This window comes from Mycobacterium sp. 1274761.0, assembly GCF_001668615.1.
In the GTDB taxonomy this organism is placed as follows: Bacteria; Actinomycetota; Actinomycetes; order Mycobacteriales; family Mycobacteriaceae; genus Mycobacterium.
In genome coordinates, this window is the sequence record NZ_LZMC01000019.1 from 1 (window position 1) to 21,508 (window position 21,508).

Sequence of the window (21,508 nt, forward strand, 5' to 3'; positions counted from 1 at the left end):
GGCCCCCCAGCGTGGTGATCAGCTCAAACTGGAGTCGTGGTATTCGGGGGCGGGCAGGGCGCGGGTGTCGAGTTTGCCGTTGACGGTCAGTGGCAGTGTCTGCAGGGCGACCACGGCGACTGGCACCATGTAGGCGGGCAGTCGGTCGGCCAGTTGGGTGCGCACCTCGGCGGGGTCGGCGGTGCCGGTGATGTAGCCGACCAGGCGTTTATCGCCGGGGCGGTCCTCGCGGGCGATCACCGCGGCCTGCTCGACGCCGGTCAGGGCGTTCAGCGCGGCTTGGACCTCGCCTAGTTCGATGCGGTAACCGCGGATCTTGACTTGCTCGTCGGCGCGGCCGATATAGCGCAGCTGTCCGTCAGCGCCCCAGGAGACCAGGTCGCCGGTGCGATACATCCGGGCTCCCGGGCCGGCGAATGGGCAGGCGACAAACCGCGTCGAGGTCAACCCGCAGCGGCCGATGTAGCCGTAGGCCAGTCCGGCCCCGGCCACATACAGCTCGCCGACCACCCCAGCGGGCACCGGACGCAACCAGCTGTCGAGGACGAAAAAGCCCAGATGAGCCAGCGGCACCCCGATCGGGCTGACCGCATTCTCGACATCAGCGCCGGTGATCTCCCGCACCGAGGCATGCACCGTGGTCTCGGTGATGCCATACATATTGACCAGCCGCGGCAGACCGGGATGCAGTCCCAGCCAGCCCCGCAGCCGCTGGGGCTCCAGCGCCTCCCCGCCGAACACCACCGTCTCCAGTTTGAGCTGATCACCACGCTGGGGGGCCAGCCCATCCACGGCCTGGAGGGCATAAAACGCCGAGGGGGTCTGGCTGAGCACACTGACCTGCTCGCCGACCAGTACCGCGTGTAGCTCTTCGGGGGAGCGCACCACCGCATCGGGCACCATCACCAGCCGGCCCCCGCCCAGCAGCGCCCCGAAGATCTCCCAGACCGAGAAGTCGAACGCCAGAGAATGACACTGCGACCACACTCCCGCCGCAGGCACCTCGGCCTCCAACGTCTCCAACAGCTGGGTCACATTGCGGTGAGCGACCGCCACCCCCTTGGGCGTGCCCGTGGTGCCCGAGGTGTAGATCAGATACGCGACATCCTCTGGCGCCGCGGATGCCGGCACCGCCGTGGCGGGCTGAGCACCAATAGCGGGATCGTCGATATCGATGATGACCAACTCGCGCCCAGCCACTCGCGACCGTAGATCGGCCGTGGTGACTGCAACCATCGGGGCGGCATCGGCGAGCACGAACCCGAGCCGCGCATCAGGGTGGGCGGGGTCAAGAGGTAGATAGGCCGCCCCGGTCTTGAGCACCCCCATCATCGCCACGACCGCCTCGGCAGAGCGCGGCAACAGCAACGCCACTCGCTGCCCGGCACCCACTCCATGCTCGATCAGCCAGTGCGCCAACCGATTTGACGCCTCATCCACCTCGCGATACGTCCACGACCGAGCTCCATCGCTGATCGCCACCGCCTCGGGCGCCCGCGCCACCTGAACCGCAAACAACACCGGAATCGACACCGCGGCAACCACATCAGCAGCCCCAGCGGTCAACGCCGCCCGATTACCCACCTCATCCAACCGGGCATGCTCACCCTCATCGAGCACATCAATCGACGACACCAACCGACCCGGATCAGCAGTCATCGCCACCAACACCCGACCCAACCGCTCCACCAACACCCCAACACCAACCGCATCAAACACGTCGGTGTCGTATTCCAGCCGCAGGCCCAGTTCGGTGCCGGGTGCGGCCGCCACCGTCAGCGGGTAGTGGTTGTACTCGCGGGCGGTGATCTCGGTGATGGTCACCTCGTGGTCGCCGGATAAGGCGGCGGTGTCGACCGGGTAATTTTCGTAAACGAATAGAGTGTCGAACAGCTGGTCGTGGCCGGTGACGCGATGGATCTCGGAAAGCGCCAGGTGCTGGTGATCGTGGGTGCGGTTGTGGGCGCTCTGCAGTTGCTCGAGCAGATCGGTCGTGGTGGTCGCCGCGGTGAGCGTCGCGCGCACCGGCACGGTGTTGATCATCAGCCCCACCATCGACTCCGCGCCGGCGAGGTCGGCGGGTCGCCCTGAGACCGCGGTGCCGAAGATTACATCCTGCTGGCCGGTCAGCGTGCACAACAGCTGCGCGAAGGCGCCCTGCAATACCGTGTTGACCGTGGTGTGATGCGTGCGGGCCAGCTCGGTCAGAGCGCGGGTCGTCTGCTCGGACACCCGATGCGATGCCACTGCTCGCCGGCCTGGCCCCGCCCGCCCTGGCAGGCCTACCAGGGTCGGCGTGTCGAAGCCGGCCAGCACCTCGCCCCAGACCAGTTGGGCCGCAGTGTGATCCTGAGCGGCTAGCCAGCTGACAAAGCTGCGGTACGGCGTGGCTGCGGGTAGCCGCTGACCGTAATAGCCGGCAATTATTTCTTGCAGCAGGATGGGTAGCGACCAGCCATCCATCACGATGTGGTGATTGGTGAGGACGAACCGGTACCGATTTGCTGTGGTGCGGATCAACGCCACCCGGAAGGCGGGCTGGTCGGCCAGCTCACGCACGGCCGCGCGTTCTTCGGCGCACAAGTTCTGGACCCGCTCATCGGCGTCGACACAGTCAGCGTCCAACTCGATGTACCGCCAAGGCACCACCGGATCGGCCAGGATGACCTGCACCGGCTCATCGAAGTGGGCCCAGAATCGGGCCGCCAGATTCGGATGCCGACCGATGACGGTGTGCACCGCGTCGCGCAACCGCTGCTGGTCCAGAGCGCCGGCGATGGCAACATCCAGCTGCACCGCATATACATCGTCGCTGCCCTGAGCGGTGCTGGCGTGAAAGAGCAGACCGTGCTGCAGCGGAGTCAGAGGCAACACGTCGGCGATCTCGTATCGTCCGCACAGCTCGTCGAGCTGCTGCTGGCTCAGCCGGGCGAGGCTGATGTCCGAAGGGGTCAGCCCGCCGCCACCGGCGCGCACATGAGCGCAGATACCGGTCAAGGCCTCAAACCACAACCGGCTCAAGCGGTCCACCTGCGCCTGATCCATTGCCGACGTCGCCCATCTCCAATGCGCCTGCAGCTGGGGACCGGTGTCGGTGTCGGCGGTGCCGGCGTTGAGTTCTACGGTGTGCGCCAATGGGATAGCCATCGCGGCGCTGACGGCGGTGGCCGCCATGCCCTCGGGGCTCATCCGCCACACGTCATCGGAGAGCTCGTTGGCGCCCGCGCCCAGTCGGCCCAAGTAGTTGAACCCGATCTGCGGATCCGAGCCTGCCAGGTCCACGTCGGCGTTCATATACCGCAATAGCCCATAGGTCAACGGATTCGGCAGCGCGCGAAGTTGCTCTTTGACGTCCTTGACCAGCTCCCCAACCCCGGCCTGACCGGCGGTCACCTGACCCCAGTCCAATTCGGCCACACGCACGGCCACCGGATACAACGTCGTGAACCAGCCCACCGTGCGGGTCAAATCAACATCACCGGCCAGCTCGTCATGGCGTCCGTGGCCTTCAACATCGATGCCGATTGGCGCGCCACCCGTAATACCCAGGAAGTGTGACCATGCCAGTCCGAAGGCGATCAACAAAATGTCTTGCACCCCGGCGTTAAACGCCGCGGGTACCTCACCCAACAACATCCGGGTGGTCTCGACATCGAGCTGCACGGCCAACTGCCCGGCAGTGACGAACGTATCCACGGCGGGTTGGACCGCGGGCAACACCGCCGGCACTGACGCCACCTGCTGCCACATCTCGGCTTGGGCCACGACCTGCGGGTCGTGGGCGTGCTCGGCCAGCAGCGAGGCCCACCGGATGAACGACGTTCCACCCGCGGCCAGGGCTATCGGCTGCCCGCTGTGATGCTGCGCCCACGCAATGTTCAAGTCCTCCAACAGGATTCGCCACGACACCCCGTCGACGGCCAGGTGGTGAACGATCAATGCCAGCTGGCCGGTAGCGGTCGCCCAAAGCGCACTGAGCATGGCCCCAGCGGCCGGGTTCAGCCGCGACCGCGCCTCTAAAACTGCCTCGTCGGAGAAGGCCGTCACCGAGTGCAGGCAATCGTTCGCATCCACCGTCCCGGCTTTGGGGACCTGCAGCGACCATCCGCCCGCGCCGTCGTCTTCGACGCGGCAGCGCAACATGGCATGGCGATCCAGCAATGCCTGCAACACCACCACCACGTCGGCCTGGCTCACCCCTGCCGGGGCCTGCAACACGACGGTCTGGTTGTACTGCTCGACCGGGCCGTCCACACCGCTCAGCCGTCGCATGATCGGGATCGCCGGCGCCACCCCGACGCCGTCGTCGACTTGCTGCTCGGCACCGTCGGTCACCTGTACCACGCGGGCCAGCCGAGCGACCGTCTGCTCCACGAAGATGTCGGGTGGTCGGCAGGTCAGCCCGGCCGCTCGCGCTCGCGACGCAACCTGAAGAGACAAGATGCTGTCCCCGCCCAGTTCGAAGAACGATTCATCAACCCCGACGCGTTCGAGCCCCAGCACCTGGGCGTAGATCCCGGCCAGAATTTCCTCGATCGCACTTTCCGGGGCGCGATACCGGTCAACATCCTGATACTCCGGTGCCGGTAGGGCTCGCTTGTCGAGCTTGCCGTTGATTGTCAACGGCAACGTCTCCAACACGACCACCGCCGCGGGCACCATGTAGGCCGGGAGCCGCTCGGCCAGCGTCTCGCGCACCGCGGCCGGGTCCGCGCTCCCCGTCACGTAACCCACCAGGCGCCTATCGCCGGGACGGTCCTCGCGGGCGATCACCGCCGCGTGCTCGACTCCTTCGCAACCAGCAAGCGCCGCCTGCACCTCTCCGAGTTCGATGCGGTAGCCACGGATCTTGACTTGGTCGTCGGCACGGCCGACATACCGCAGCTGCCCGTCGGTGCCCCACCGCACCAGATCCCCGGTGCGGTACATCCGCGCCCCGGCGCCGGCGAACGGACACGCGACAAAGCGCGATGACGTCAAACCCGAACGGCGCCAATAACCTACGCTCACACCCCGACCGGCGACATACAGCTCGCCCGCAACCCCGGCCGGCACCGGCCGCAGATGCCGGTCCAAGACGAAGAAGGCTGCTCCCGATACCGGCGCGCCGATGGGTACCACACTGGCGCCTGCGATCAGCGGCGCACTGATCGCCACATCAACCGTCGTCTCGGTCGGGCCGTAGACGATTATCATCACTCGCCCGGGCGCCCACCGATCCACCACCTCGGGAGGACAAGGCTCGGCGCCCACCAGCAGGGCAGCCACCGAGTCCAACCCCTCAGCCGACAATGTCCCTACGGCAGAAGCGGTCTGGCTCAACACGGTGACTTCTTCGGCCACCAACAAAGCGTGCAAGTCTTCAGGCGAGCGAGCGACGTCCTCAGGCACCACCACCAGGCGTCCACCACCGAGGAGTGCGCCGAAGGTCTCCTGGACCGAGGCGTCGAAGGCCAACGAGTGCCACTGCGACCACACACCGGCCGGCGGCAGTTGCGCATGCAGTGAGTCGAAAAGTTGGGTCACATTGCGATGGGTGACGGCCACTCCCTTGGGGACACCGGTGGTGCCCGAGGTGTAAATCAGATACGCAATGTCATCGGGCGCCGGCGTCGGCAGCGCCGTGGCGGGATAGTCCCGATTGCGGGGGTCTTCGACATCGATGACCAGCAGATCGCGGTCATGTAGCCGCTGGGACAGCTCTGCGGTGGTGATTGCGGCCATCGGCGCGGCATCACCGATCATGAAGTCGGCCCGAGCCACGGGCAGGGCCGGGTCGATCGGCAGGTAGGCGGCGCCGGATTTGAGCACCGCCAACATCGCCACGACCGCTGCAGCCGAGCGCGGCAGCAGCAGCGCAACCTGCTGGCCTGCGCCCACCCCGTCGGCTATGAGCCGGTGGGCCAACCGGTTTGAGGCCTCGTCCAGTTCCTGATAGGTCATCGAGCGGCCAGCGAACGTCAGCGCCGGCGCCTGCGGCGTGCGCGACACGTGCGTGGCGAATGCCGCGGGAATCGATACTTCGGTCGCCGGCTGCTCCAACGCCCACCGGTTACCCCACTCTGTCAGGGCGACGTGCTCAACCTCATCGACCAGATCCACCGACGACACCGGGCGCGCGGGGTCGTCGGTCATGGCCCGCAACACGCGCTCGAACCGTTCGATCAGAGTCTCGATGCTGGCCGCATCGAACACGTCGGTGCGATACTCAACCGCGCCGGAGATCCCGGCGAACTCCCTATCCTCAGTCCAGCGTTCGGCCAGGAAGAACGTCAAATCCATTCTGGCGGTGCGGGTGTCGACCGGCATCGGGGTGACCTGCACGTCACCCAAACTCATCTCGGAAGGTTCGCCGTACTGCCAGTTCTGCCAGGCCAACGTCACTTGAACCAAGGGATGGTGGGTCAAGCTTCGAGCGGGGTTGAGCCGCTCCACCAGCACCTCAAACGGCATGTCCTGGTGTTCGTAGGCGGCCAGGCTGCGGCCGCGCACCTGCGCCAACAGTTCGCCGACACTGGGATCACCGGTCAGGTCGACCCGCAGCACCAAGGCGTTGACGAAGAATCCCACCAGCTCGTCGAGCGCAGGGTCGCGACGTCCGGCGATCGGAAACGCCACTGCCACATCGTCACTGGCGCTGAGCTTGGACAACAGCACAGCCAAGGCGGTCTGCATCACCATGAAGCTGGTCGCATTGCCCTCGCGAGCCATCCGGGCGACGCGCTGCTGCACCTCGGCCGGCCAGTCCACGGTCATCCGGGCGCCGCGGTAGTCGGCCACCGGCGGATACGGCCGATCAGTGGGCAACACCAGCCGGTCGGGCATTCCGGACAGCGCCTGCTCCCAGTAAGTCAGCTGCGCAGCGATGCGACTGTCGGGATCGGAAAGCTCGCCCAGCTGCGCGCGCTGCCACAACGAGTAATCGACATACTGCACCGGCAACGGCGTCCACTCCGGGGCCCGCCCCGCCTGACGGCCGGCGTAGGCCACCGCCATATCACGCACGAGCGGGGTGATCGACCAACCATCGGCGGCGATGTGGTGCACCACTGCCACCAGCACGTGCTCGTCGTCAGCAACACGGAAAAGCCGCGCCCGCAACGGAATCTGGGTGGCCAACTGGAACGGCTCACGCACCGCTTCGTCGATGGCCTCCGAAAGTTGACTCTCCGACCAGCCGGTCGCGTCAATGATCTGCCAGCCGAAGTCGGCCCGCTCGACCGGGACTACGACCTGCCGGGGCATCCCCTCGGCCGCTTCGATCAGCGTGCGCAAGACCTCATGCCTGGCCAGCACATCAGTCAGGGCCGCACGCAACGCCTCGACATCCAGGCGCCCGCTCAGTCGCAACGCCGTCGAAATGTTGTAGACCGGGGACGGTCCCTCCAACTGGTCGATCACCCACAACCGGTTCTGTGCAAATGACAACGGCACCACCGCAGGCCGCTGCACTGCCACCAACGGTTCCAGCCGAGCCGCTTCCTCACCGATACGGGGCGCCAACTGGGCCGCTGTGGGCGCCTCGAACAACGCACGCACCGAAAGGCCGGCATCCAGGCCGGCGTTGACTGCGGCGATCACCCGAATCGCCGACAGCGAATCCCCACCCAGGTCGAAGAACGAGTCGTCGACCCCGACCCGCTCCAGCCCCAGCACCTGGGCGAAGATGCCGGCCAGGATCTCCTCGGTGGGGGTGGTCGGCGCGCGATAATCACCACCGGCATCGGTGTATTCCGGTGCCGGCAGAGCGCGTTTGTCGAGTTTGCCGTTGACCGTCAACGGCAAGCTGGCCAGCACCACCACGGCCACGGGCACCATGTAGCCGGGCAACCGTTCACTGAGCTGGGCGCGGACTTCGATCGGGTCGGCGGTGCCGGTGATGTAGCCGACCAGGCGTTTATCGCCGGGGCGGTCCTCACGGGCGATCACTACCGCCTGCTCGACCCCCTCCAAGGCGTTCAGCGCCGCCTGGACCTCACCGAGCTCGATTCGATACCCGCGGATCTTGACCTGCTCATCAGCACGCCCCAGATAGGTCAGCTGCCCATCGGCACCCCACGACACCAGATCCCCGGTGCGATACATCCGCGCCCCCGAACCCCCGGACGGACACGCCACAAACCGCGACGCCGTCAAAGAAGCACGCCGCCAATACCCGCTCCCCAGCCCGGCACCGGCCACATACAACTCCCCGACCACACCCGCCGGCACCGGACGCAACCACCGATCCAGCACGAAGAAGGCGAGATGGTTCAACGGCACCCCGATCGGACTGGCATTGCTGTCGACATCACCGTCGACGATCTCCCGAAACGACGCATGCACCGTCGTCTCGGTCGTGCCATACATGTTGACCAGCCGCGGTAATCCCGGGTGATTGCCCAGCCACGCCCCGAGACGCTGGGGTTCCAGCGCTTCCCCAGCGAACACCACAGCCTCGAGCTTGAGCTGCTGTTCCCGCTCGGGCGCCAACGCATCGGCGGTTTGCAGCGCATAGAACGCCGATGGGGTCTGGCTCAACACGCTGACCTGTTCGGTGACGAGCAAGGCGTGGAAGTCCTCGGGTGAGCGCACCACCGCATCGGGCACCACCACCAACCGCCCACCACCCAGCAGCGCGCCCCAGATCTCCCACACCGAGACATCGAACGCATAGGAATGCCACTGCGACCACACAGCCGGCGTCGGCAGATCCGCAGACACCGATTCCAGGAGCTGGGTGACGTTGTAGTGGGTAATCGCCACCCCCTTGGGCACACCTGTGGTGCCCGAGGTGTAGATGAGGTAGGCGACATCATCTGGGGCCGGTCCCGGCAGTGCGGTGCTGGGTTCGGCGTCGATGGCGGGGTCATCGATATCAATGACCAGCAGGTCATGCCCGTCCAACCGCGACCGCAGGTCCACCGTGGTGATGGCGGCCATCGGCGCGGCATCATCGAGCATGAACCGGATCCGGGCCGCTGGGTGCATCGGGTCGATCGGCAGATAAGCCGCCCCGGTCTTGAGCACCGCCACGATCGTCATGATCGCCTCGGCGGAACGGGACAACAGCAGCGCCACACGCTCACCCGGGCCCACACCTCGGCTGGCCAGCAGGTGTGCCAACCGATTAGCGGCCTCATCAAGCTCGCGGTAAGTCACTGAGCGGCCCTCGAAGGTCACCGCGACCGCCTCGGGTGTGCGCGCTACCTGCTCGGCGAACAACACGGGAATCGACCCCGACACGGGTACCGGCTGGGTCAATGTCGCTCGGTTACCCCACCCATCCAGGCGGGCATGTTCCACCGCATCGAGCAAATCCACCCAAGACAGCCGCCGTGTCGGCTCGGCGGTCATCGCCACCAACACCCGCTGCAACCGCTCGATCAACACCTCGATGGAGGCCGCGTCGAACACATCGGTGCGGAACTCCACCTCACCTCGAATGCCGGCTGGGTCACCGTCATCGCTCCAGTGCTCGCCGAGAGTAAATGTCAGGTCCACACGGGCGGTGCGCGTGTCGACCGTCCGCGGCGTGACCTGAGCATCGCCCAAACGCAAACCGGTGAGATCGCTTTCCTGCCCGGCGAAGTTCTGCCAGGCCAACAACACCTGCACCAGCGGTGAATGCGTCAGTGAGCGGGCCGGGTTGAGCCGATCCACCAACATCTCGAAGGGCACATCCTGGTGCTCATAGGCAGCCAGGCTGTGCCCGCGCACCTGAGTAACCAGCTCGGCGAAAGTGGGATCATCGGCGAGATCAACCCGCAACACCAGGGTGTTGACGAAGAAACCCACGAGGGCTTCGAGCGCCGGATCGCCGCGCCCGGCGATCGCGAACCCCACGGCCACATCCGTGCTGGCGCTGATCTTGGACAACAGCACCGCCAGCGCGGCCTGGACCACCATGAAACTGGTCGCGTCGTGCTCACGGGCCACCGCAGCCACCTGCTGCTGCAACTCCGCCGGCCACTGCACGGCCACTGTCGCGCCGCGATAATCAGCCACCGCCGGATAGGGCCGATCGGTCGGCAACTCCAATCGCTCGGGCAGCCCCGCCAACGCCTGCTCCCAATAACCCAACTGCCGTGCGATTCGACTATCGGGATCGTCGATGTCCCCCAGCTGCGCGCGCTGCCACAGCGTGTAATCGACATACTGCACCGGCAACGGATCCCAGCCCGGAGCCTGCCCTGCACACCGGGCGCCATACGCCACCGCCAGCTCAGTCACCAACGGCCTGATCGACCAGCCGTCGGCAGCGATATGGTGCACCACCGCCACCAACACATGCTCATCCTCGGCAACGCGGAAAAGCCGCGCCCGCAACGGGATCTCGGTCGCCAAGTCAAACGGTTGCCGCACCGCGGACTCGATGGCCTCATCAAGCCGGCCTTGCGGCCAGCCGGCGGCATCGATTACGCCCCAACCGAACTCGACTTCCTCGGCCGGTATCACCAACTGCTGAGGAATGCCCTCGGGCGCCACAAACAACGTGCGCAAGCTCTCATGACGGCCCACCAAATCGGCCAACGCGACGCCCAACGCCTCGGTATCCAGGCGCCCAGCCAGGCGCAACGCCACCGCCATGTTGTAGATCGCCGACGGCCCCTGCAACTGATCGATGAACCACAACCGGTTCTGCGCAAACGACAAGGGCACCACCGCAGGACGCTGCACTGGTACCAACGGCTCCAGCCCACCCCCACCCTCACCGATACGAGGCGCCAACTGAGCCACCGAAGGGGTCTCGAACAATGCGCGCACCGAAAGACCGGCATCCAGGCTGGTATTAACCGCGGCGATCACCCGCATCGCCAACAGCGAATCCCCACCTAGATCAAAGAACGAGTCATCGACCCCGACCCGATCCAACCCCAACACCTGGGCATAGATACCGGCCAGAATCTCTTCTGTCTCGGTCTCCGGCGCCCGGAAGTGCGTCGCGGCGAACACTGGTTCCGGCAGCGCCTTCCGGTCGATCTTGCCCGAGGAGGTCAGCGGGAACTCCTCGAGCACAACAATTTGCGACGGAACCATGTATTCGGGCAACCGCGCGGTCAGCTGCTGGCGCACCGCGCTGAGTTTGGTGTTGCTGTCCGGATCGTTGGCGTAGGTGATGCGTTGACGCGCCCCGGTGGGGGGCAGGTGCAGGTCGGTCAGCGGCGAAGACTGGTGCGCGGCGTCGATGAAGACGGCATCCAGGGTGCCAGGTAGGGCACCCCAGGTGACTGCGACGTGATATCCGGCGGCTTCACCAAGGTGGTGCAACTGTTCGGGGGTCGCGGCTTCTGGGGTTGCCGAAATCGCTTGGGCGAGTGCTTCCTCGACCGATTGTCCGGTAGCCAGGGCCTGTTCGATGTGGACGTCGGTGATGAGCCCGGCTCGGGGGATCTCGGCAATGCGGACGACGGGAGGTTGCTGTGAGGCCAGTTGGTCTTGCAGTCCACGCAGGCCTGCGGACCGATCCCACGTCCAGGTCGGTGCGGTAGCCACCGAACGTACCGCAGTAGGCGTTTTGTGGACGATGACGTCGTAGCGATACCGGGTCAATTCGTTGTCGGCCCAACCCCTTTTGACGTGGATCTCGAGTCCGGCCGCTGACGGTTGATCGGCCGTCCAGGTGGTGAAAAACTCTGGCGCCAGCAGTAATTCGACTTCGCTCACGAGGGCACGCTGGACACGCTCCCGAATTTCGCTGGTGTCGCTGGAGTTCGTACGCGACAGCGCGATTGCGGTTTGAAACGCGCTCTGCAGGGCGTGGTTACGTACGTCGCCGATGAACAGTGATCCGCCCGGTGCCAGCATTCGCATCGCAGCCGCCAGCACATCGGCCAGATACCCCGCACTCGGGAAGTATTGAACGACCGAGTTGAGCACCACGACATCGAAATGGCCCTCTGGCAACCCGTCGGTCACGTCGGCCCGCTGCACCCGCAGTTGCACCCGATCGCCCCACGACTGGGCAGCCACCGCCGCCCGCAGTGTGTGGATCGTGGGCGCCGAGAAGTCCGTGGCCCAATACTCATCACACAGCGGGGCGATCTGGGACAGCACCAGCCCCGAACCGGCACCGATCTCCAAAACTCGTCGCGGCGACAGGGCCATGATCCGGTGGACGGTGGCCGACTGCCACTCCAGCATCTCCTCAAGCGGAATCGGGTCGTCGGTCAGGCTACTGTTCCAGCCCCGGAAGTCCCTGCCGAAGTCCTGCACCTCGACCTCGGCGTCGTACAACTCGTCGTAGACGTTTTGCCATTGGTCGACGATCGTGGCGTCGTTCTCGCCTGCGCTGCTGCGATCGAGCGTGACGTATGCGACGAGATGGGCGCCGGTATTGCCGCGATGTACGTTCGCCACTGCCTGAGTCACCTGCGAACAGGCGAGAAGTGAGTTTTCGATTTCGCCCAATTCAATGCGCTGTCCACGCAATTTGACCTGTGTGTCGGCGCGACCCAGGTAATCGACCGTTCCGCGGCGCGTCCAACGCACCAGGTCTCCGGTTCGGTACATCCGGGTCCCCGGTTGGCCGTAGGGGTCGGCGACGAACCGATCCGCGGTCAACTCCGGCCGCCCCAGATAACCGTGCGCCAAGGCGGGGCCGCCCAGATACAGTTCGCCCACTACCCCGACCGGCGCCGGCTTCAGCCGCGCGTCGAGCACGAGCGCGTACACACCGGCGATCGGGGCACCGATGCCTACCGGCTGCCCCGGCGACAGCGGGGCACTGGAGGTGGCCCAGATCGTGGTTTCGGTGGGGCCGTAGGCGTTGAACATCCGCCGACCCGTCGCCCAAGCGGCCGCCAGTTCCGTCGGGCAGGCCTCCCCGGTGGTGATCAGCGTACGCACTCCATCGAGCCGGCTCCGATCGAGCGTCGACAACACCGTCGGCGTCAGTGCCGCCGCGTTGACCCGCTGGTCTTCCAGCAGCCTTGTCAACGCCTCCCCGGCATACGCGTCCGGCGGGACCACTACCAATGCCGCCCGCGACCCCACCGCCAACAAGACCTCGCCGATCGACACGTCAAAGGTCGGCGCAGCCACCATCAGCAAGCGCGTATCCGCGCCCATCCCGTACACCTCGTGGAGCGCGGCTACTCCGAGCAGACCCGCATGGCTGACCGCCACCCCTTTCGGGGTACCGGTGGATCCCGAGGTGAAGATCACGTGGGCGGTGTTGTGCACCTTCAGCGGCGCCAATCGGTCGGCGTCGGTGATCGGATCCGCGGACCGCTGCGACAGGTCCAGTCCGTCGACTCGAAGCACCGGGCGTCCCTCGGTTCCGGCTACGGTTTCGTCACTGACGGTCAATACGCACGCCGCAGACACCGCGTCCAACACAGTGGTGATCCGCTCGGCCGGATACGCGAGGTCGATAGGCACGTACACGCCGCCGGCCTTCATCAGCGCCCACCAGGCCACCACCAGCTCTGCGCAGCGTTCCATCGCCACGCCCACCGCACGCTCCGGACCCACTCCGATCTCGATCAGCACCCGTGCCAATCGCGTCGACCACTGGTCAAGCTCGCGATATGACAGTTCCCGTGCGCCATCGACCACCGCCACTGCGTCCGGATCGGCGGCCACCGCCGCAGCCAACAACTGCGGTGCCAGCCCCACTGGCGCCGTCACTCCGGTTCCGGACCATTCCGACAGCACAAGATCACGCTCACCGCGATCCAGTAACGACACGTCTCCCACTACCACCGACGCATCGGCGACGACGGCCTCGATCATTCGACCGAACCAGCTGACCAAATGCTCGATGGTGGCCCGGTCATACAAATCGGTTGCGTACAGCACCATGCCGGCGGCCATCGGCGCGGCCGGATCGTCGGTGGGGACCTCGCTCAACTCGATATCGAGGTCGAACCTCGCCGTTCGGGTGGCGACCGCCATCTGCTCGATGCTGACGTCGTCCAAAGCCAACACCTCGGGACGCAGGTTGTTCTGGAAGACCATCAGCACCTGGAACAGCGGATTGTGCGATGTCGAACGTGTCGGGTTCAGCTGTTCGACCAGCAGCTCGAACGGAACGTCCTGGTTGCTGTACGCATCCAGCGCTTTCTTACGTACCTCGGCGAGAACATCGCAGAACCGGTGCGCAGATTTGATGCCCACCCGCAACACCCAAGTATTGACGAAGAAGCCGACCAGATCATCAAGCGCCTGATCCGACCGCCCGGCGATCGGCGTCCCCACCACCACGTCTTCCCCGGCGCCAGCCCGGTGCAACACCGTCGTCATGACCGCCTGCAACACCATCGACGCCGTAGCGTTGTGCGCGGCGGCCAGCTGCTTGACGCCCGCCCAGAGCTGCGGCTCGATGCGGAGTTCCACTTCGTCACCGCGGTAACTGGCCACCGGTGGGCGCGGCCGATCCGGTGGCAGCGAGACCACCTCCGGCAGGTCTTCCAATTCCTGTTGCCAGTACCGCATCTGACCAGCGATCACGCTGTCGGGATCAGACTCGGCACCCAACCAATCTTGTTGCCACAGCGTGTAATCGACGTACTGCACCGCCAACGGCGCCCACTGCGGGGCGTCGCCCTTCTGGCGCGCGCGATAGGCCTCGCCCACGTCATGGACCATCGGAGCGAGTGACCACCCGTCAAAAGCGATGTGGTGCACCACAATTCCCACCACATACTGCTCATGACCTACCGAGTAGATCTGGGCGAGAATCGGGATCTCGGCCGATAGATCGAACCGACGCCCCGCCAACGTCACCAACTCACCAGGCACGTCCTGCTCTCGCAACGACACCACCGCGGGGCCGCGCTGCCACATCCCCGCCCGGGCCGGCAACACCTCCTGGAACGGCACGCCGTCGATGTCGGGAAATATGGTGCGCAGCGCTTCGTGACGGGCGATGACATCGTCGAGGGCAGCGCCCAGCGCTTCGACATCCAGCGCCCCCTTGATCCGAAAAGCGGTCGGGATGTTGTATGTCGCAGCCCCACCCTCGAACTGGTTGAGGAACCACAACCGGTTCTGGGCGAACGACAACGGAACAATCCCCGGGCGCTCACGAGCCACCAACGCCGTGCGTCGCTTCGCATCCCCTCCGATTCGGGGAGCCAACTCGGCCACCGTGGGCGATTCGAACAACGTGCGCACGCCGAGGCCGGCATCCAGGTTCGTATTGACAGCGGCAACCAAGCGCATCGCAGAAAGCGAGTCCCCGCCCAGGTCGAAGAACGAGTCGTCGATCCCAATGCGGTCGACGTTGAGCACCTGACGGTAGATGCCGACCAGGATCTCCTCGGTGACAGTCGCCGGGGCGCGGTAGTGATCGGCAGCCTGGTATTCCGGCGCCGGCAGGGCACGCTTGTCGAGTTTGCCGTTTACCGTCAGCGGCAGCGCGTCGATCGCCACTACGGCGGATGGAACCATGTAGATCGGCAGCCGGTCGGCCAATGCGGCACGCAATTCGGCGGGGTCCGCTGTTCCGGTGACATAGGCCACCAGACGCTTGTCGCCAGGGTGGTCCTCCCGAGCGATGACGACTGCCTGGTTTACCCCGCTCAGGCCGGCCAGTGCCGTCTGTATTTCGCCCAACTCGATGCGATACCCGCGGATCTTGATCTGCTCATCGGTTCGGCCCAAGTACCGCAACTGCCCGTCGGCGCCCCAGTACACCAGATCCCCGGTGCGATACATCCGCGCCCCGAATCCACCAAAGGGGCACGCCACGAACCGCGATGCGGTCAACCCGGCCCGGCGTACGTATCCGTAGGCAAGCTGAGGACCGGCCAGATACAACTCACCGACCACCCCGGCAGGCACCGGATGCAGCCATTTGTTCAGTACGAAAAAGGCCGCGCGTGGCAGTGGCGGGCTGATCGGCACGTCCGAGCCCGCGGTCAGCGGCGCACTCAAGGCCACCCACATCGTCGCTTCGGTGGGGCCGTATTCGTTGATCATCACCCGGCCGGGCGCCCACCGATCCACGACGTCGGTCGGGCAGGCCTCTCCGCCCACCATCACGGTCACCGAATCCAAGTTCTCGGGTGACAACATCCCCAAAGCCGAAGGGGTCTGGCACAGGACACTGACCTCCTCGGCCACCAGCAGGGCATGGAAGTCTGCCGGTGAGCTAGCCACCAATTCGGACACCACTACCAGCCGCCCGCCGTGCAGAAGGGCACTGAAGATCTCCCAGCCCGAGATGTCGAAGGCGTAGGAATGCCATTGCGACCACACCTGCCCGGGCGCTCCCAGAGCAGGATCCAGCGACGCGATCAACTGGGTGACGTTGTAATGGGTAATGGCCACCCCTTTTGGGGTTCCGGTCGTGCCGGAGGTGTAGATGATGTAGGCGAGGTTGTCCGGAGCCGGCGCCGGCAAGTCCATGCAGGGGTAGCTGGAGATGCGGGGGTCTGCGATATCGATCACCGGCAGGTCGCACCCGCCCAGCCGCTCGGCAAGCTCTGAGGTGGTGATTGCGACCATCGGCGCGGCATCGGCAACCATGAACTCGACCCGGGCCAATGGGTGCGCGGGATCGATCGGCAGATAGGCCGCGCCACTCTTCAACACCGCCAAAATCGCCAGGATGGCCTCGGCCGACCGCGAAAACATCAGCGCTACACACCGGCCCGGGCCCGCACCCTGAGCGATCAGCAGATGCGCCAACCGGTTGGACGCCTCATCCAGTTCGCGATAGGTCCAGGTACGGCTCCCGCACGTGATTGCCACCGCCTGTGGGGCGCGTGCCACCTGCCGGGCGAACATGACCGGAATCGACACAGACGGCCATGCCGGCTGAGTCAAAATCGCCTGATTACCCCATACGTCGAGCTCGGCTAGCTCGCCCACGGCGAGCAGATCGATCGATGAGAGCCGCCGCTTCGGATTTGCGGTCATCGCCGTCAACACGTGCTCCAAGCGGCCCGCTAGATCGGAGACGTCGAAACTTGAGAATGGCTGCCCACCGCCCGACACACCGAGGGAGAGATCGTCACCCTCACTGAGGAAGATCAACCCGAAGCCGTCACCCGCAGCGCCGGGATTGGTGAATGACGCAGATGCCGCCACACCACCGAAGGCCAGACGGAAGATCGACGGGAGGAAATTGACTGTCACCCTGTCGGCGGAGTGCAGGGGACCACCACGGCGGGTTCCGCGCTCCAAGGCACGAACCGGAAACCTTTGATGCTGCAACGCTTCTCGGATTCGAAGGTCGACATACTCACAGAAATCTGCGACCGTGGATTCCGGCGAAACGCTCAGCACCAGCGGCACGACCCCGGCAACCATCCCGGGAAGCGTCTTCAACTCCGGACGGACTCGCCTGTTGACCGGGAAGTCGAGCACCACTTCCGACCCCTCGGCGCACCAACCGGAAACGAGGACCGCGCACGCCGCTGTGATGACCGAGGATCTAGGCAAACTCCAAAGGTCAGCTACTTCGTCGACGCGGCGGAGCAGCGCCGGGTCCAATCGAGCGAGCGCGGAAAGCGGCTTCGGATCGCGGTCGTTTGTTGCATGTGGCAACCGATAAGAATTTCCGCTTTCCGATGGAATGTTCTTGGTCCAATAAGCCTGATCTTCGAGATACTCGCTGGAAGCTTCGTACTCTGACTCGCAGTCAACCAAGTCCTGCAACGAGCCGAAGACTGGAGCGGGGATCGGAGCGCCAGAAATAATTGCAGAGTAGACGGAGGCAACGCGGTGACCGACCAGCACAAGGCTGGAGCCGTCTGCGACGATGTGGTGGCAAGAGGCGAACAAATAAAATTCATCGAGCCGCGTCTGAAACAACGCAAATCTGAAGAGCGGGCCGGTGAAAGGCATTGGCGTGTGTTGAATCGACAACGCCATCTGGTGGGCTTCGTGAACGGGATCGCTCGAGCCGGTCAGGTCGTGGAACGGCAGCTCGACATCCGGATAGTCGACCACGCGTTGGAAGACCTGGCCTTCCACCTCGAAGAAGGTGGCCCTGCTTGGTTCGGCCTCCCGCGCCACCCGGCGGATCGCCCATTCAAGTGCGTCACGTTCTACCGGACCATCGATTCTCACGTATAGGCCGACGTGCCAATCCGTATGGACACCCGTTTCTTGTGCGAGCCATATGTCCAGCTGGCCGCGTGTTACCGGCAATGCCCCATCATCAGATCCCGTCTGCTGTCGGCGCGCAAACAAAAATTCCCCCTGAATAGATCCCATCGACTCTCTAGCTCCCCTGGCCGAACGGTCTAGCTAGCCGGACCCCGCACCTCGGCCAGCCTCTCGCGGAGACTCCTCGGCCTAATGTCGGGCCAGTTTTGTTCGATGTAGTCCAGGCATGCGGCGCGATCCGCTTCGCCGAAAACCACCCGCCAGCCAGCTGGAACGTCACTGAAAGTCGGCCACAGGCTATGTTGCTCCTCTTCGTTGACCAACACGAAAAAAGTGCCGTTTTCGTCGTCGAACGGATTGACGCTCACAATCCTCCTGAGCTTTCGTTGAAATGAGGTGAACCGTCCAAACCTTACTGAAGGCGCTCTCGGTAAATCAGGGTTTCGGCAAAGTTTTCTGGCGTGCCCTGCAGCCGCTGTCGGTAGCAAGCCAGCAAATGGTCCGGCGTGCGATGTTGGGGGACCGCAACCTCCCTGTTCGTGTAGGGCGACCGCAAGAGGTTGAGTCCAGCAGCGTGGTGCACGAGTCGGATTCTGAAAACCATGCCCAATGCCGACGATGCCTTGACGGGCCGGGGGTATTGGCTGACCGACTTGTGAAGGACCCAGTTGTGGTGGGTGGACGGCTCTGTGACATCCACTCCCAGTTTAATGCATCGTTCGCACTCCCCGGTCTGCAACCTGCATGCAAGCCGATGCTGTTAGGACGACGGTCAGCGGATGGATGTCGTGGTGGCAGACGCCATCTGGAGCTTGTTGCTCGTCTACAGACTGGGTGTAGACAGCACTGCGCCGTGAACAGCGCTGAGTTCTCAAGTGCCCATGAGGCGAAGTTCAGCGAATAGTACTCCGCCGCAGGCTATGGGCAGGTGAAAGGCGATCGGAGAAAGAGCCCGCCGGAACTGTATGGGCACTTACCCAGCCGGTGGCGCCGGAGGCGCCTCCGCCGCCGGCGGCACCAGTGGTGCATCCTGCGGTGGCGGCGCCACCTCGACGGGCGCCTGCGCGGGTACGTCTGGCTCCCCGATGCCTGCGATCTTCTCTTTGAGCCGCCGTAGAATTCCGGGCTTCTGCTCGGGTACGGGCGTGACAGGGGCCGGGACCAGGCCGGGGGCCGGGTCGGTGATCCCCGGCGGCAGGGGCACACCCCCGTTGGCGGCGATCGCACCTTCGGGCACCGAACCGTCGACTGGTGTCAGCGCGTCGGGCGCAGGCGCCTCGGGCTGCACGGGATCGGCGATCGGGACCGGTTCGACTCCGTACACCGGCGGCGGCGAGGGCTCCGCGGGCGGCGGCGGCGCGGGAAGTGCGGCCTCGACCGACGGCGGAGCGGCCGGCTCTTGCTGGACGGCCTTCTCCGCAGTGGACGCTTCCGATGTGCTTGCCGCAGGCGGCTTTTCGGCCGGTTTCGCGCTGGAGCCCGACGTCAGCTGCAACCCGATCGCCAATGACCCCGACACCACGAAGGTCACCACACCGACGCCGAGCATGACTCCGGCGGCGCCGAAACGAGGAAGCACGGACTGCTGGGGACCGGTCGGCATGCGGCCGGAATGGGTGCCCTCCCGGTCGAAGAAGTAGTCGGGCCCGTGGGTCGACGCGATCGCCGCGCCCCGGGCAAGGGCCAGCTGAGCTTCCGCCGGCACGAACACCGGGACGGCAAGCACGTCTTCGAGGTGCGGCGTGATCGCCTCCAAGTCACTGGCCGAGCCGACCAGAACCAGCGCCTCGGGTTGCCACTCGGCCTGGGCGAAGATCGCGCTCAACCAACGGGCGAGGTCCTCGTCGGTGTTGACGGTGTGGTTGACCGCGGTCTGCACCGCTCCGTCGGCCATGTCGACCACGAGCACGACGACCTCATCGGGTTCGATGACACAGACCGCGGTGATCTCGTAGCCGATGACTCTCGCGATGCCGCGCGCCAGGGCTTCGGTGGCTTCGGGAAGGCGGACCGCCACTATGTTGTCGAATCCCGATTCCGACAGCGACTCCAGCAGAAGCGACGCCTCGGTATCGGCGTCCTCGCTCCACGTGACACCGATGGAGTGAAGGCGGTGGCCGCGCGCCGCCGCGATCGCCTCGGTGCGCATGACGGCCGCCGCGGCTTTCTCGGAGGTGTTCACGGCGCTGACCAGGCCGCGGTCGTGCACCGCGAATTCGTCCTTGTCCATGGTGGCGCCGTCGGCGTCCTGGCCTTCAACGAGGACGAGTCCAACGGTGGTCGGAGTCATCGACAGTCCGAGCACCGCGTCCATCCGCACCCCCTCGGGACGCCTCTATATGGGCGTGGTCATGATCACTTGACGGGCTGAGACTACATGGATTTCGAGACGAGAACTCCGCCGGACCTTCGTCCTCGGCGCATATGCGATGCCGAGCAAATCGGCCCTTCCGGGTAGCCCATTGAGGATGCGGACGAATAAGGAATTAGCAAACCTAGAAAAGTTGCGGGGAGCTCAGCCGCTCACGATGGCGGCCAGCGCCGAAGGATCGACGTTGCCGCCGGACAACACGACCACGGTCGGGCCGGGCGGCGTCGTGCCGTGTCGATATGCGGCCAACGCCACCGCGCCGCTGGGCTCGCTGACGAGGCGGGCGGACAGCGCGAACTCTCGAACCGCGGCGCGAATCTCGTTCTCCGACACCGTGATCACGTCGTCAAGAACCTTTTGAAGGTGCGCGAACGTCAGCGCCGACGGCTGCGACCGCAAGCCGTCGGCGATGGTGCGGTTGCGGTCCTCGATCGGCCAGTCCACCCGCCTGCCCCGTCGGAGGCCTTCTGCGGTGTCGGCCGCCAGCTCGGGTTCGACGCCGAAGACCTTTGCCTGCGGGCACCTCGCTCGAATCGCGGTACCGACCCCGGACGCCAGACCGCCGCCGCTGACCGGTACCAGCACATTGGCCACCTCGGGAAGGTCGTCGGCGATCTCCAGGCCGATGGTGCCCTGCCCCGCGATGACGTCGGGATGGTCGAACGGCGGTATCAGCACGCCGTGCGTGTGTTTCAACACCTCGGCTGCCACCTCCTCACGCTCCCCCGGGCCGCACAGGACGACGTGGGCACCCTGGTCACGGGTGGCCGTGATCTTCACCTGCGGCGTCTCGCGCGGCATGACGATGTGGGCTTCGATGCCGTGCGCCGCCGCCGCATAGGCGACCGCCTGCGCGTGGTTGCCGCTGGAGTAGGTCACCACGCCGCGGGTCCGTTCGGCATCGGTCAGCGCTCCGATCGCGTTGAACGCGCCGCGGATCTTGAATGCCCCGACCGGCTGCAGGTTCTCCGGCTTGATCCACAACGGCCGCTCGGCGTCGGCCCACAGCGCCGGAATGAGCGGGGTTCGGATGACGTCGCCCGCAATGCGTTCGGCCGCCGCTTGAATGTCGGCATAGTCGATCAGCTGCACGGG

Annotated in this window: 3 protein-coding genes and 1 pseudogene; all 4 read right to left on the bottom strand. The window is 65.4% G+C overall.

Annotated features, from left to right (window positions below; translation table 11 throughout):
• Window positions 1–39: 39 nt before the first annotated feature.
• A pseudogene (locus A5651_RS02230) lies at window positions 40–18,150 on the bottom strand (amino acid adenylation domain-containing protein); the annotation flags it as partial.
• A gap of 29 nt (window positions 18,151–18,179) precedes the next feature.
• A complete protein-coding gene (locus A5651_RS02235; RefSeq protein ID WP_066975127.1) occupies window positions 18,180–18,410 on the bottom strand; it encodes an MbtH family protein in 231 nt (76 codons plus the stop codon).
• A gap of 605 nt (window positions 18,411–19,015) precedes the next feature.
• Complete coding sequence (locus A5651_RS02240; protein ID WP_066975129.1) at window positions 19,016–20,356, bottom strand: hypothetical protein; 1,341 nt, start codon at window positions 20,354–20,356, stop codon at window positions 19,016–19,018.
• 201 nt (window positions 20,357–20,557) lie between these two features.
• Complete coding sequence (locus A5651_RS02245) at window positions 20,558–21,496, bottom strand: threonine/serine dehydratase (RefSeq protein ID WP_369803904.1); 939 nt, start codon at window positions 21,494–21,496, stop codon at window positions 20,558–20,560.
• Window positions 21,497–21,508: the final 12 nt, after the last annotated feature.

Excerpts from the sequence above, each read along its gene's own strand:
- A5651_RS02240 (WP_066975129.1), bottom strand. The coding sequence starts at position 20,356 with ATGGACGCGGTGCTCGGACTGTCGATGACTCCGACCACCGTTGGACTC.